Below are 13,831 nucleotides of genomic sequence, written 5' to 3' on the forward strand. Positions count from 1 at the left end.
GGCGCGGTCTGCGATCCGGAATATCTTGAACGCTCGGGTCAAGGCGCTGCCCGTGGCACGGTGACGCGCCCGGTCCCGCCTCGGGACATCCCCCGGGGGCTACCGGCGGGCGGCATAGTCCCGGGTTTGCGGTCCCAGGGCAGCCACATCCTGGCGACGATGCCGCGCGCCAAGTTCAACTGCCGGGCTGCCGCGGCGACTGAGTCGGTGGGGGCAAGCGTCTCGGCGCGCGCCAAGGATTGGGCATGCGACTGCCAGGTTGGCGACCGCGGCCTACGACCGCACCCGGACGGGTGCGACCATGCGGTCGGGAACGCGGCCGCGGTGATCCGCCCCGCCGCGACCCGGCCTGGGAAAAAGATTCCAGAGGCTGGTCCATCTGTCGTCATCGAGGCATGTGGAGCGCTTGCCGGCCGGGCCTCCGATGGGGACCTGGCGACGGAAGTTGGCCGCAGCGGCGACACCGGCGATGACCCGCAGCCGCTTGGTTGTCACTCCCGCCCGGGACCCCTACGCCAACGAACCCAGCGCAAGGCTCCGGAGTCCGGTTCATGATCAGTCAAACGCCGTCGGTGACACTGCCCCGTACCGATTATCGCGAGGCACATTGAGCTAACGGCGGCTGTCGCCCGACGGCGACAACAAAAGGCCGAGGACTTCGCCCACGGGGCCGCTGAGTTCCTCCTCGGAAGCCGACGTCAGGGGTTCCACGCCCGTCGAGGATCGCAGCAGGACGATGCCGACTGCGGTAGCCAGTGCAATCTGGGCGCGCAGCACGAAGCGTTCACCGTCTGCGTCTGCGGGTTGCCAGCCGGCAGCTGCGGCCATCCGCTCGGCGAAGGATCGGATCAGGTTGCGGCGGATGGAGTCGGCCCGCTCATCCCCGGACGAACGCAGCATCAACAACAGTTGCAGCTGCAACGGGTCGTCTCTCGTTGGCGAGCCTGCCACATGGCTGATCATGTTCTTCAGAATCTCATCCACGGTCACCTCCGTGGCCTCGGGAGCACTGAGATGCTCGCCGGCACTCGCCAAGCAGGCCTCGAAGAGTCCCTCTTTGGATGTGAAGTACCGATTAATAAGCGCAACGTTGACACCGACATCGGTGGCTATGTCCCGCACTGTGGTGGCGCTGTAACCGTCGAAAGCAAAGCGGCGGCGTGCCGCTTGAAGCAACTGCTGCCGCGTGTTGCCGGCGTCGCGGGATCTCACGGCGCCGGGTTCGCCAGGTTCGCCAGGTTTGCGTCGGTCGTCAGCGACCGGCGTTGCGATGGTCATGGGCTCCCTTTCGTTCCGACATCACGATACACGCCGCCCCATGGCCATGTAAACGCGCATTGACTTATCGTGAACTTTCCCTACGATTGAATAAGTCATCATTTGTTTACAACGTTCGGAGAGTCATGTCACACACGATTGAGAAACCCGCGACGGGTCCGATACCCCAGGCTGCGGCGCATCGCCCCAACAGCGCGCTCATCACCTTTTATCTGGCGCTGGGCGGCCTGTCCTTCGCGGTTCTCCAGTCACTGGTGGCCCCGGCACTCTCTACGATCGGGCACGACCTTGGCGCCGCCACCGGGGATGTCAGCTGGATCCTCACGGCCTACCTGCTGTCCGCTTCGGTGCTGACGCCGATCTTTGCGCGCCTTGGAGATATGGTGGGCAAGCGCCGGATCCTCATCGTCGTGCTCTCCCTTCTGCTCGTCGGCACGCTGCTGGCGGCCCTCGCTCCGAACTTGGGGGTTCTGATCGTTGCCCGCGCCCTGCAGGGTGCGGCGGGCGCGGTCATGCCGCTGTCGATTGGCATCGTTCGTGACGAGCTTCCCGGCGGGAAGGTCAGCGTGACCATCGGACTGTTGTCCGCGATCTTTGGCATCGGCGCCGGCGTCGGCATTCTGGCAGCCGGGCCCATCGTCGAGAACCTGGACTGGCACTGGCTTTTCTGGCTGCCGCTTGTGCTCATCGTGGTTGCACTCCTCGGCACCATCTTCGGCATGCCCGAGTCCCCCATCCGGAAGCCGGGCCGCCTGGACCTGCTCGGCACCGCGGTCCTGACCGTGTCGCTCGTGTCGCTCCTTCTGGCCATCAGCGAGGGGCAAAACTGGGGCTGGGGCTCATTCAAGACCGTTAGCCTGCTCATCCTCGGCACTGCCTCGCTTGTAGCCTTTGTTCTTGCAGAGCTCCGCGTGAAGGAGCCGCTCATCGACATGCGACTGTTCAAGTTTCGCGGAGTATGGACCGCGCACGTCGTCGCCCTCGTCTTCGGCTTCGCCATGTTCGGCACCTTCGTCCTGGTCCCGACCCTCCTCCAACTGCCGACCGCCGTCGGCTACGGATTCGGCAAAACCGTCTCCGAAGCAGGCCTCTACCTGCTGCCCACCGTACTCATGATGGTCGTCCTGGGCCCGGTGGCCGGCATCATGATCCGCAAAGTCGGACCCAAGCCGCCCATGCTCATTGGCGCTCTCTCCGTCACAGCGGCCTTCATCCTCCCCGCGATCGCCCACGGCGAGATCTGGCAGATCGTACTTTCCGGACTGTTGACCGGTGCGGGCATCGGCCTGGCCCTCGCCGCAACGGCAAACGCCATCATCGAAAGCGTCCCTGCAACGCAAACCAGCGAGGCGATCAGCGCCAACACCATCGCCCGCACCATAGGAAGCAGCATCGGCACCGCCGTCATCGCCGCACTGATCTCATCGCACAGCACACCCCAAGGTTTGCCGATGAATGATGCCTTTACTATCGGGTTCTGGGCCTGCGCCGCCGTCGCCGTTCTCGCGATCATTGGCTCACTCGTTGCCCCGTCGATGCGCAAACGCCGCCAACAGGCCCTCGCGCTCGGCATCGACGATCCGTCCGTCATCGAAACCCAAGCACTCTAGCCCCGCGCGGTCGGGATGCAACGGCAGCCACGTACCGGCCGAAAGACCATGAGGACCGGCGCCCCGTTTGGAGCGCCGGTCCTTTCGCGGTCACCTGGATCACGGTGACTCTTGCACGTCACAGCTGGCGAACGAACTGGTTCGGCAGTTCTACAGTCGACGGATTGCTCTTGCCTGGGGCCTTCCCGGAGGATCCAGAGGACATGACCGGCTGCAGGGCCCGCCGGCCGGGCCAGGTGACCTTGGCGCCGATGCCGTCGAAGACGGTCGCCGGGGAGTCCCTCGAGGAAATCTGCTGTTGATTCTTCATGCGCGAAGAGGCCGTGCCCGAGAGACCCGACGATGGTTTCTGCGACCGCGGCGGCCGGCGGGCCTTTACGCAGGTCACCGGCCTTTTCGGCCTCGTGGAGGCGGACACCACGGCAGGGACGGACTCCGGCGTATTTAGCCCGGCAAGCCTCATCGATTCGCCCGCTCGGTACCGGATCGCCGGGGCCAATCCCGTGGGCGGTTGTGCCCGCCGCAGAGTCGACTGCGGCCGTCTGAGGCTGGGCAGCACTTTCGCGACATACGCGAAAACCGGCTTGTCACCGACCACCGCTTTCGCAGGACGCGCCCTGACCGTCATTGCTGCCGGCAGCGTGACGGTGACGTCGCTCTGCCCAGACTCGGCTGTAGCCGGCTTTCCGGCTTCCCACTCCCCTGCTGGTCATGGACAGCGTTAGCGTTGAGATTTCTGCCAACAAGATCGACGTCGGACACGACAGTCCCGTCTCAGTTAACTTGACAACGCCGACCTACGGTTTTGCCAGATTGAGTGAGACAGATTCCCCGAGATCCGTTGCGCTCAACAGCAGAGATTTTCGGGCCACACGTTGCCAAGTTAAGTGAGACAGGAGACCTGATCCGCAGGTTGCCAAGTCCACTGAGATTTTTGCCAACAAAACTGAGAACGGGCAACGACTGCCTTGAAACGCTTCTTTTCACGTTGCGCAGCTTGACGGATGGTCCATTGTCGGCGTTGGATCCGAACGCTCTTTGATGCGGAAGTCGGGCATCTCGTTGCGGTCTGCCTGCCGTGCCAGGAAACCCTGAATCCCGGCCTGTGACTTTGGCAGGGCGATGCGGGCCCTCTCTCGCCCCGCCCAGTGTCGTCCAGCTGGCGACTTCAAGATCGATCATGCAGGGCTGCGGAACAAGCCCCCAGTGGCGGCGATGTCCACGAGCCACTCAGTACTGTCCCTCGTGCTCTACGGCCGCTGCTGCTACCAATGTTGAAAGAAGTGGGGAACTTCGGCCCGACCTCGCAGTGGGCCATATTGCACTCGGCCTTGTAATCCACTTCACATGCGCATACGATTGCTTCACCGCGCATACGAATGCGCATACGAATGCCGATCGACTTGCCCGGCCGTGAAAATTTCTTGGAGGACATCATCGTGGATGTAACACGGACTACCCCTGCCGCCCCCGGTGTCGACGGGGAGCGCGAGCCTGCGGCCTATAGCCAAGTGGCGGCTGCCGAGCTCGCAGGCGTTTCGAAATTCTTTGGTCACACTGTCGCCGTCGCGGATGTGTCTTTCCAGTTGTTCCCCGGGGAGGTTCTTGCCCTCGTAGGGGAAAACGGGGCGGGAAAGAGTACATGCGTGAAGATGCTGGGTGGGGTATATCAGCCCGATGGCGGAACCGTCCGCGTCGCAGGCGAAAAAGTTCATTTTGCGACCGCGCTGGAGGCGCATAAGCACGGTGTGGCGGTGGTCCATCAGCACCCCGGGCTCTTCGCGGATCTGTCCATCGCGGAGAACGTCTTTGCCGGGCAGCCGCTTCGTTCCCGTGCCGGATTGCTGGATCACACGAGGATGAAGGCAGAGGCTCAAAGGGTCCTTGCCCAGCTCGGGCTCGACCGGCCCGTCACGATGCCCGTGGGATCCCTGCGCATCTCCGAGCAGCAGCTCGTGGAAATCGCCAGGGCCCTGGTCTCAGAGGCGAAGGTCCTGATCCTGGATGAGCCGACCGCCGCTCTTACCACAGCCGAGGTGGACCGCCTGTTCGAGGTGATTGACCGCCTCAAGGAGCAGGGCGTGGCGATGATGTTCGTCGGTCACAGACTGGAGGAGATCTTCAGGATTTCGGAACGTCTGACGGTGCTTCGCGACGGTGCCTTCGTTGATACCCGCCGGACATCGGACGTTACCGAAGAAGAAATCGTGAAACTCATGGTCGGCCGCGCCTTGGGCGACCTGTATGAACGGTCAGCTGCAGTCCTGGGAGACACCGTCCTGGAACTTCAGGGACTCACCTCCGATGGAAAGTTCAGGAACATTGATCTGAACGTGCGCGCGGGAGAAGTCGTGGGAATGGCCGGGCTGATCGGCAGCGGCCGCACCGAAGTGGCCCGCGCAGTATTCGGGATGGAACGACCGACATCCGGGAAGATCCTGCTCAACGGCGACGAACGGACCATCAAGTCCGCGGCGCACGCCATCTCCGAAGGAATCGCCTACGTCTCGGAGGACCGCCGCGGCCAAAGTATCGTTGAAGACTTCACCATCCTGGACAATGCGACGCTGCCCGTTGTCGGCAAGGCCACGCGGTGGGGCCTGATCAGTACCAAAGCCGAACTCGCCATGGTGCAGGGCCCGCTCGAGCGGATGAAATTGAAATTCGCGGGCTACGGCCAGCCAATCGGCAATCTTTCGGGGGGCAATCAGCAGAAGGTGGTCCTGGCCAAATGGCTTGCGACTCAGCCGAAACTGCTGATCCTGGATGAACCGACGCAGGGCATCGACGTGCAGGCCAAAGCCGAAGTCCACCGGATCATCCGTGAACTCTCAGCACAGGGGATCGCCATCTTGCTGATTTCTTCGGACATGCCCGAACTTCTCGGCGCGTGCGACCGCATCTACGTCATGAAACACGGCGACCTCGTCGCGGAGTTCGACCGCGAACACGCCAACCAGTACGACATCGGCCTCGCAGCCACCGGTCTGCACGCTCCCTCACGAAGCACCCCGAAACCCGCAGAAGAACCCACCTCCGCCACGGAACCGCAGCAGTTCCGGCCACCCCGGCAACAGCCCGGGGTTGCGACGAGGGGCCGCACCCTCTCCTGGATCCGGCAGGCGCTGGGACGCCGGGAACTTGGACTGCTTCTGGCGCTGGCCGCCGTAGTCGCCCCATTAAGCCTGCTCAACACCAACTTTTACTCGGGCGATAACCTGCACGACTTGGCCGACTACTCGGCCATGCTCGGCATCGTCGGGATCGGCCAAATGCTGGTAATCCTGACCCGGAACATCGACCTTTCCGTCGCCTCCACCCTGGGCCTTGCTGCCTACGCCTCCGCCGCAACCATGAGGACGGCACCGGACGCTCCTCTCATTCTGGGCATCGGTGTCGCCCTCGCGGTCGGGCTGCTCTGCGGTCTCATCAACGGGTCAGTCATCGCCTACGGCGGAGTTCCCTCCATCGTCGTGACCCTGGGAACACTTGCGCTGTACCGGGGCGTGCTGAGCATCATCTCCTCAGGAGACCGGGTCAAACCCGAACAGGTCCCGGCGGACTGGCTCACCATGACCAAAGAGCCCTTCCTCGGCATCTCACCCGTGCAACTAAGTGCCATCTTGATCTTCGCACTGGCCGGATTCATTCTCTGGTGGACCGCCAAGGGCCGCGAAACATACTTCGCCGGGTCCAACCCCGCCGGCGCGGAACTGATCGGCATCCCCGCCAAGCGCCGAACCCTAACTGCGTTCACCATCTCAGGACTCCTCGCCGGTGCCGTCGGTGCGATGTGGGCGTCCTACTATCCCTTCGTGGACGGACAGGTCGCCTTCGGACTCGAGACCGCTGTCATCGCCGGCGTCGTCGTCGGCGGAGTCGCCCTCAGGGGCGGGTCGGGCACCGTCGTCGGTGTCCTGATCGGCACCGTTGGGCTCCTGGCGATCAGGAAGGTCCTGACCATCGCCGGCGTACCCGATCAATACCTCCAGGCAGTCTACGGAGCCGCCATTATTGCCGCGGTCTCCGTGGACGTCATACTCCACAGCCGCCGGAACAAGGCGAAAGGACACTGAACATGTCGACAACAACCACCGCCAGGTGGCCGCAGCGTCTCCAGTCCCGGCTTCTGTCCTGGGAAGGGCTCCTAGGGGCCTTCGCCATCGCCATGATCATCATTGCAGCCATCACCACCCCAGGGTTCGCAGACGGTTATAACCTGGGCTCATCCGTTGCCCGCATGGCCGCGAAAGCCCTGATGGTTTTGCCGCTGGTGTTCCTTATCATCGCCCGCGAAATCGACATCTCCGTCGCCAGCACCGCCGGCCTGGCAGGCATCGCCTTCGGCCTGACCGTCCAGTCCGGTGGATCCACGATGGCCGCCGGAGCCGTGGCACTGGCAGTAGGACTCGCCTGCGGCGCCCTCAACGGCTTCTTCGTCGCTGTGCTCCGCCTGCCCTCCCTGGTGGTCACCCTGGGCACCCTGGCCCTGTTCCGCGGGCTGTGCTACGTGCTCGTCGGAGGCACACCCATCAGCAACATGCCCCCGGAAATCATCTCGCTGGGCAACGACTCGGTCCTCGGCACCTACATCCCGGCAGCCATTGTCCCGTTCCTGCTCCTGGCGCCGGTCTTCTATATTGTGCTGCACAAGACACCGTTCGGGCGGCGCGTTTTCGCCATCGGCGGCAACCCCGACACGGCGTCGTACTCCGGCGTCAGGAAATCCCGGATCATCTTCCAGCTGTTCGTCACCTCCGGGCTTGTCGCGGCCCTCGCCGGCATCATCCACGTCGGCATCACCTCCTCGGCAGCACCGGACGGCGCCATCGGCTACGAGCTGGACGTGGTGACCGTCGTGTTCCTGGGCGGCGTCAGCTTCCTGGGCGGCAAAGGAAAAATGAATGGCGTGCTCTGGGCACTGGTTGTCGTCATCGCCATCCGCAGCATGCTCCAGCTGCAGAACTTCGGCGCCTACGGCCAGGCAGCCGTCGTCGGACTCGTCCTCATCGTTTCCCTGCTCATGGCGAACATCGCAAACCGCACCTCGGCCTTGCTGGCCAGCCGCAGGACACGGGCCCAGCAACTGGGCAACCCGGCCCCAGAACCGGCCGCTACCGTTCTACCCACCCAATAAACCAGCCTCAACCCCGCAAAATCATAGGAGATTCACATGCGTACACCTGCACGTGCTGCCCTGTCGGGCCTCGCCGTTCTGAGCCTCGCCAGCCTTGCATTGACTGCTTGCACACCCTCTGGCGGCAACGCCTCCTCCGGGTCAGGCACCTGCACCCCGAAGGACAACATCACCGTCGGCTACATTCCCAAGCTCGGCGATGACCCGTACATGACCACGGTCAGGGACGGCGCGCAGAAGGCAGCCACCGAACTGGGCGGCTCGAACAAGGTCGTCTACACCTCACCCAGCGAGGCTACAGGCGCGGCCCAGATCCCCTTTGTCCAGCAGCTGATTTCCCAAAAAGTTGACGTCATCGCCATCTCAGGCAGCGATCTCAACGGTGCCGCCGCGGAGCTGAAGAAAGCCCAGGCCCAAGGAATCAAGGTCATCACCTTCGACTCCGACGTCGCCCCCGACGCCAGGTCCCTGTTCGTGAACCAGGCCAAGACGGATGAACTGGGCACCGGCATGCTGGACAGCATGCGCGACCTCCTGGGCGGTACGGGCGAATTCGCCATCCTGTCCTCCACCCAGACAGCGGTCAACCAGAACGCCTGGATCGAAGACATCAAGAAGAGGCTTGGAAGTGAGGCGAAGTTCAGCGGCATGAAACTCGTCGACGTCGTCTACGGCGAAGAGAAGGCAGATGTCAGCGCCAACCGCGCCAAGGAACTGGTCACCACCCACCCCAACCTCAAAGGCATCATCGTCCCGGCCGGCATCTCGCTGCCGGCGGCAGCCACAGCGCTGGATGAGATCGGTGCGCTGGGCAAGGTCAAGCTCACGGGCCTTGCACCGGCGTCCCTGATTAAGAAGCAGATCGAGACCGGCAACGTCCAGGACATCTGGTGGAACGTCACCGACCTGGGCTACCTGTCGTTCTACGCCGCCAAGGCCGCCGCCAGCTGCACCGTGACCGGTAAACCCGGTGAAAAGTTCGATGCCGGCAAGCTCGGCTCCTACACCGTGGGCGATGAGAAGACTGTCATCCTCGGACCGGCCAAGATCGTGACCCCCGCAAACGTGGACGAATTCGCGTTCTAATGCCCCCTGCGGCTGGCCGGGCCCCGGCCAGCCGCAGACACCAATCCACAAGGAGCTACATTCATGGAGCTGAGTAACCGGCAGCCGGTCCCTGAAACCCTGGAGGCCGACGTTGACCAGCTGGTGCAACGGATCATGACAGGACTGTCGCCCGGGGGACGGATCATTCTTGGCCTGTGCGGGGCGCCCGGTGCTGGGAAGTCCACCTTTGCCGATCAGCTCGCACAGGCGCTGGGCAGCGACCGCGCCGTGGTAGTCCCCATGGACGGGTTCCACCTCGGTCACGACGTCATCAAGGACTCCCCGAAACTGGATCGCAAAGGGGCCATCGACACGTTCGATGTTGGCGGTTACCGCTCATTGCTGAAGCGGATCAGGTCCCGCGAGGAAGATGTGGTCTACGCACCCGCCTACCGGCGCGGACTGGAAGAACCCATCGCCGCGTCCATCCCCGTGCCCAGGGACCACCCCGTGGTCATCACCGAAGGGAACTACCTTCTCGCTCCCGATCCACGGTGGCAGGCTGTGCGGGCAGAACTGGACCAGGTCTGGTACCTGGAAACCCCGGACGAGCTGAGACTGACCAGACTCATCGACCGGCACGTCCATTTCGGAAAGGCCTTGTCCAAGGCCGTGGAATGGGTCCACAGGTCCGACGAACCCAACGCTGACTTCATAAGGACCACCAGGGGCTCGGCCGACCTGATCGTCCGGCTCACATGACGGCCCAGCCAGGTACGGTGCAGCCGGAGCCGACGGCGGATGGAACAATAGGGACGGCGGAAGGAGATCACATGGTAACCATGAGCGAAGTGGCACAAGTCGCAGGCGTTTCACAGACCACGGTCTCCCACGTCGTAAACAAAACCCGCCGCATCGCCCCGGAAACCGAGAAGGCCGTCACCGCAGCCATCGAGGCCACCGGGTACGTCAACGACGGGATCGCCAAGTCCCTGCGCACCGGCAAGACACACACCATCTGCCTTGCCATCTCAGCTATGTCCAACCCGTATTTCGGTGAAGTTGTCCACTCCATCGAAAAACACGTGACAGAGCTGGGCTACAGCTTGGTCCTGGCCGACACTCATGATGACCCCCAGCGGGAACTGCGCGCCGTCAGGGATCTGCTCGCGCAGCGTCCGGCAGGGATCATCCTCGCCCCCTCCGCTGACCCACAAGAGGCCCTGCGACAGATCTCCCGCCGGAAAATTGCCACCGTTCTTATCGACCGGGTTCCGGAACATCTTGACCCCTCACAGCCCGTCGATGCCATTGGGGTGGAAAATACCGAACCCACCGCGGAGCTGGTCCGGCACCTGACCGAACGCGGTCACCGCCGGATCGCCATGATCTCCGGACGGCCCGGCCTTCGCACCACCATCGAGCGGCTCGAGGGCTACATCCTCGGACTGCAACGAGCCGGCATAGGACTGGACCAGGGACTCATCCGGGACGGCCACTCCGAGGCGGAGCCCGCCGGACAGGCGATCAAGGCACTGATGGCACTGGAATCACCGCCAACGGCGTTAATCACGGCCAACAATCAAATGACCATCGGTGCAATGAAGGCCCTTCGTGAACTGGGCCTCCGGGTACCGGATGACGTGGCACTCGTGGCCTATGACGACTTTCCCTGGGCTGACCTGTTCGACCCCCGGCTGACGGTCATGGCCCAGCCCATTGAAGAACTCGGAACCCTCGCAGCCGAAATGCTGTTCCAGCGGATCCGCGAACCCGAGCTCAAACCCCGGGAAGTACGCCTCACCCCCCGGCTCGTCGTCCGGGACTCCGGCGGAAAAGGCATCTAACCGCTTTCCCGCCCACACTTGACTTCCAGGCTACCCGCTTCGACTCCCCCGCGGCGGCTAAGCCGGTCATGCCCCCACACCTCCTTCAACGCGCCCGGATGCCGTCCACGCGATGACGCATGCCCAAAACACACAGAAAGGTCCTTTCATGGCCCTCAACCTCGCCGATTCCCTCTGCTCCATATCAACGAAAGCAACCGCAACGACCTGGCGTGACGCCATCCGACTGTCCGGAGACGGACTCGCCTCCGGAGGTGCAACGACTGGTGACTACACGGAGCAGATGATTGCCGCGGTCGAGGAGCACGGGCCCTACATCGTAATCGCGCCCGGAATCGCCCTCGCCCATGCACGCCCGTCCGACGCCGTCCTTCACAGCGGGCTCAGTTGGGTCAGCCTCGACAGCCCGGTCGAATTCGGGCATCCAAAAAATGATCCGGTCACTCTGGTCATCGGGCTGGCAGCCATTGACCACCACACCCACATCGAGGTCCTGAAAGCCATGGCGGGTGTTCTTTCCGACAAAGCAGTACGGGCAAGCCTGGACGCAGCCGTCACGGAGGACGAAGTCCGCACGATCCTCGCAGAAGCCGCCGCTGCCACCTCCTGAGACCTGCACCAACACCTATTACAGATCCATCCTTATGAAAGGCACAACCATGAAAATCGTTGCAGTATGCGGCATGGGCATTGGCACCTCGATCCTGCTCAAGATGAACGCCGAAAAAGTACTCGCAAAACTCGGAATCGACGCCGAGGTCGAAGCCGCCGACATCGGTGTGGCCAAAGGCGCAGCGCAGACAGCCCGGGTCGTCCTGACCTCCGATGAGCTCGCCGGTGAACTCGGGCAGGTCCCCGCAAAGGTCATCATCATCGACAACTTCTTCGATCTCGACGAAATCGAAGAAAAACTCACCCAAGCCGTCCAGTAACCAGCCACCCCTTACCTAAACCCGGAAAGGAGCACCGTCATGGACTGGCTCGCAGTCATCCTCAATTTCATCGGTCAACAAATCCTGAATGTGCCCGCCTACCTCATCGGCATCATCACCGCCGTTGGCCTGTTGGCCCTGCGCCGCAACGCAGGACAAGTCATCGGAGGGGCATTAAAGGCAGCCGTCGGCTTTCTGATCCTCGGCGCAGGCGCCACCGTCGTCGTCGGCTCCCTTGACCCGCTCGGCAAGCTCATCCTCGCAGTGACCGGCGCCCAAGGCGTTATCCCCACCAACGAGGTCATCACCGCGATGGCCCAAGACCAGGTCGGGGCCCAAAGCGCCTACGTACTGACCCTCGGCTTCGTGATCATGCTGGTCCTGGCACGGTTCACCCCACTTAAGTACGTGTTCCTGACCGGGCACCACATGGTGTTCATGGCCACCATGATCACCGTTGTCCTCTCCGTGGGATTTGGGGAAAACCTGGGGTGGCTCGTCGTCCTGATCGGTGCTGTCCTCCTCGGAGTCATCATGGTGGTCATGCCCGCCTTCCTCCACCCCTGGACGAAGAAAATCACCGGAAACGACGCGATCGCCATCGGCCACTTCGGTTCACTCGGCTACATCGCCGCAGCCACAACGGGCCAGGTCGCGGGGCGCCGCAGCAAATCGGCCGAAGACATCGAGTTCCCGCAGGGACTGAAATTTCTTCGCGACTCCATGGTCGCCACCTCCCTCTCAATGGTCCTTATCTACATGGTCTTCACCGTTTGGGGCCTCATCGCCCTGCCCCTGCAGAAGGCACTGGCAATCTTCGAAGCCACCGACGCCGGCGATTTCGTCATGGCCGGCTTCGCCCAGGCCCTCCAGTTCGGAGTCGGGGTGGCCATCATTCTCTACGGTGTCCGCACCGTTCTCGGCGAACTCGTCCCCGCCTTCCAGGGGATTGCGGAAAAAGTCGTTCCAGGCGCCAAACCCGCCCTGGATATCCCCATCGTGTTCCCCTTCGGCGCCAATGCCGTGCTGATCGGGTTCCTGAGCTCATTCGCCGGCGGACTCCTCGCCCTGGGCCTCTTGGCGCTATGGTTGAACCCGGTCTTCGGCCTAGCGCTCATCCTCCCGGGAATGGTGCCGCACTTCTTCACCGGCGGCGGCGCGGGTGTCTACGGCAATGCCACAGGCGGCCGCCGCGGCGCTGCCCTTGGAGGCTTCGTCAACGGTGTCGTCATCACTATCCTCCCCGCCGTCCTCCTCCTGGTACTTGGCCAGTTCGGCCTTTCCAACAGCACATTCGGTGACGCCGACTTCGGCTGGTTTGGCACCCTCATCGGCCTCAGCCTCCGGGGCGGAGCCACCGTCGGAGTTTTCCTGACCATCCTGATCGCCGTGGCGCTAGTAACATCCGCCATCATTTTCCAACTCAAAGTCGTCAATACCGGCTGGATCCCCGGCGCGAAGCGCGACGCCTGGATTGCCGGGGAAAAGGCAGCTGAAGCTGCACAAAAGGCGGCCGCCAAAGAAACAGCCCATAAGGAAATGGCCCGAAACACTGCTTCCTAAACCGTCGGGAACTACCCCCCTCGCCCAGGAAGGAGTGTTAAGGCACTCGCGGCCTAACACCCCAGCGACACAGCAAAGGACCATCAGATGACAGAACGCACCACCACCGTTGCAAGCCGGGTAGGCCTACATGCCCGCCCCGCCGCGATCTTCGCCGAAGCAGCCGGCAACATTCCCCTCGAAGTGACCGTCGCCCTCGAAGGGACCCCCGCGAGCGAAGCCGTGGACGCCTCCAGCGTGCTCTCGCTCATGGGATTGGGGGCAACCCACGGCACTACCGTCGTGCTTCGGGCCGAAGGAACAAATGCCGATGAAGCACTGGATTCACTGGTACACATCCTGCAGACAGACCACGACGCAGACAGCTAGCGGCAAGGTATCCAAGGATGGCTGGCGCTGAGTCCCGCAGCTCTGCGG

The 13,831-nt window shown here is 63.1% G+C and carries 12 protein-coding genes; 10 read left to right on the forward strand and 2 right to left on the reverse strand.

Annotation, left to right across the window (positions count from 1 at the left end; translation table 11 throughout):
- Positions 1-612: 612 nt before the first annotated feature.
- Positions 613-1,278 (reverse strand): TetR/AcrR family transcriptional regulator, encoded by a 666-nt coding sequence (locus tag ACFQ50_RS12100; RefSeq protein WP_377995780.1) that lies wholly within the window; start codon positions 1,276-1,278, stop codon positions 613-615.
- A 125-nt stretch (positions 1,279-1,403) separates the two neighbouring features.
- Here ACFQ50_RS12100 and ACFQ50_RS12105 point away from each other — a divergent pair, with 125 nt between their 5' ends.
- Positions 1,404-2,888: an MFS transporter gene (locus tag ACFQ50_RS12105; RefSeq protein WP_377995781.1), complete on the forward strand. Its 1,485-nt coding sequence runs from the start codon at positions 1,404-1,406 to the stop codon at positions 2,886-2,888.
- A gap of 118 nt (positions 2,889-3,006) precedes the next feature.
- Here ACFQ50_RS12105 and ACFQ50_RS12110 read toward each other — a convergent pair whose 3' ends face one another.
- Positions 3,007-3,198: a hypothetical protein gene (locus tag ACFQ50_RS12110; RefSeq protein WP_377995782.1), complete on the reverse strand. Its 192-nt coding sequence runs from the start codon at positions 3,196-3,198 to the stop codon at positions 3,007-3,009.
- A gap of 1,081 nt (positions 3,199-4,279) precedes the next feature.
- Between ACFQ50_RS12110 and ACFQ50_RS12115 the strand changes: the two genes are divergently transcribed.
- The 9 genes from ACFQ50_RS12115 to ACFQ50_RS12155 all read left to right on the forward strand — a co-directional run bounded on the left by ACFQ50_RS12115 (position 4,280) and on the right by ACFQ50_RS12155 (position 13,783).
- Positions 4,280-6,964: an ATP-binding cassette domain-containing protein gene (locus tag ACFQ50_RS12115; protein WP_377995783.1), complete on the forward strand. Its 2,685-nt coding sequence runs from the start codon at positions 4,280-4,282 to the stop codon at positions 6,962-6,964.
- A gap of 2 nt (positions 6,965-6,966) precedes the next feature.
- The gene (locus tag ACFQ50_RS12120) at positions 6,967-8,025 is read left to right on the forward strand and encodes an ABC transporter permease (protein WP_377995784.1); all 1,059 of its coding nucleotides are present in this window, start codon (positions 6,967-6,969) and stop codon (positions 8,023-8,025) included.
- A 36-nt stretch (positions 8,026-8,061) separates the two neighbouring features.
- Entirely contained in the window at positions 8,062-9,111 is a 1,050-nt protein-coding gene (locus ACFQ50_RS12125) for a rhamnose ABC transporter substrate-binding protein (protein WP_377995785.1), read from the forward strand.
- A gap of 63 nt (positions 9,112-9,174) precedes the next feature.
- Positions 9,175-9,834 carry a nucleoside/nucleotide kinase family protein gene (locus ACFQ50_RS12130; protein ID WP_377995786.1) on the forward strand — a complete coding sequence of 220 codons (660 nt, stop codon included), beginning with the start codon at positions 9,175-9,177 and terminating at the stop codon, positions 9,832-9,834.
- 71 nt (positions 9,835-9,905) lie between these two features.
- Positions 9,906-10,919 (forward strand): LacI family DNA-binding transcriptional regulator, encoded by a 1,014-nt coding sequence (locus ACFQ50_RS12135; RefSeq protein WP_377995787.1) that lies wholly within the window; start codon positions 9,906-9,908, stop codon positions 10,917-10,919.
- Positions 10,920-11,067: 148 nt separating this feature from the next.
- On the forward strand, positions 11,068-11,529 hold the full coding sequence (locus ACFQ50_RS12140; protein WP_377995788.1) for a PTS sugar transporter subunit IIA: 462 nt from the start codon (positions 11,068-11,070) through the stop codon (positions 11,527-11,529).
- A 49-nt stretch (positions 11,530-11,578) separates the two neighbouring features.
- Positions 11,579-11,851: a PTS sugar transporter subunit IIB gene (locus ACFQ50_RS12145; RefSeq protein WP_377995789.1), complete on the forward strand. Its 273-nt coding sequence runs from the start codon at positions 11,579-11,581 to the stop codon at positions 11,849-11,851.
- A gap of 39 nt (positions 11,852-11,890) precedes the next feature.
- Positions 11,891-13,414, forward strand: a complete 1,524-nt coding sequence (locus ACFQ50_RS12150) for a PTS ascorbate transporter subunit IIC (protein WP_377995790.1) — start codon at positions 11,891-11,893, stop codon at positions 13,412-13,414.
- 87 nt (positions 13,415-13,501) lie between these two features.
- A complete protein-coding gene (locus ACFQ50_RS12155) occupies positions 13,502-13,783 on the forward strand; it encodes an HPr family phosphocarrier protein (RefSeq protein ID WP_377995791.1) in 282 nt (93 codons plus the stop codon).
- Positions 13,784-13,831 lie beyond the last annotated feature (48 nt).

The organism is Arthrobacter sp. NPDC056493, assembly GCF_042795115.1.
Taxonomy (GTDB): Bacteria; Actinomycetota; Actinomycetes; order Actinomycetales; family Micrococcaceae; genus Arthrobacter.

What these genes read in the sequence shown, in the direction of transcription:
- ACFQ50_RS12145 (WP_377995789.1), top strand. Translation starts at nt 11,579, where the DNA reads ATGAAAATCGTTGCAGTATGCGGCATGGGCATTGGCACCTCGATCCTG.
- ACFQ50_RS12100 (WP_377995780.1), bottom strand. Translation starts at nt 1,278, where the DNA reads ATGACCATCGCAACGCCGGTCGCTGACGACCGACGCAAACCTGGCGAA.
- ACFQ50_RS12110 (WP_377995782.1), bottom strand. Translation starts at nt 3,198, where the DNA reads ATGAAGAATCAACAGCAGATTTCCTCGAGGGACTCCCCGGCGACCGTC.
- ACFQ50_RS12120 (WP_377995784.1), top strand. Translation starts at nt 6,967, where the DNA reads ATGTCGACAACAACCACCGCCAGGTGGCCGCAGCGTCTCCAGTCCCGG.
- ACFQ50_RS12125 (WP_377995785.1), top strand. Translation starts at nt 8,062, where the DNA reads ATGCGTACACCTGCACGTGCTGCCCTGTCGGGCCTCGCCGTTCTGAGC.
- ACFQ50_RS12155 (WP_377995791.1), top strand. Translation starts at nt 13,502, where the DNA reads ATGACAGAACGCACCACCACCGTTGCAAGCCGGGTAGGCCTACATGCC.
- ACFQ50_RS12140 (WP_377995788.1), top strand. Translation starts at nt 11,068, where the DNA reads ATGGCCCTCAACCTCGCCGATTCCCTCTGCTCCATATCAACGAAAGCA.
- ACFQ50_RS12135 (WP_377995787.1), top strand. Translation starts at nt 9,906, where the DNA reads ATGGTAACCATGAGCGAAGTGGCACAAGTCGCAGGCGTTTCACAGACC.
- ACFQ50_RS12105 (WP_377995781.1), top strand. Translation starts at nt 1,404, where the DNA reads ATGTCACACACGATTGAGAAACCCGCGACGGGTCCGATACCCCAGGCT.
- ACFQ50_RS12150 (WP_377995790.1), top strand. Translation starts at nt 11,891, where the DNA reads ATGGACTGGCTCGCAGTCATCCTCAATTTCATCGGTCAACAAATCCTG.
- ACFQ50_RS12130 (WP_377995786.1), top strand. Translation starts at nt 9,175, where the DNA reads ATGGAGCTGAGTAACCGGCAGCCGGTCCCTGAAACCCTGGAGGCCGAC.
- ACFQ50_RS12115 (WP_377995783.1), top strand. Translation starts at nt 4,280, where the DNA reads ATGCCGATCGACTTGCCCGGCCGTGAAAATTTCTTGGAGGACATCATC.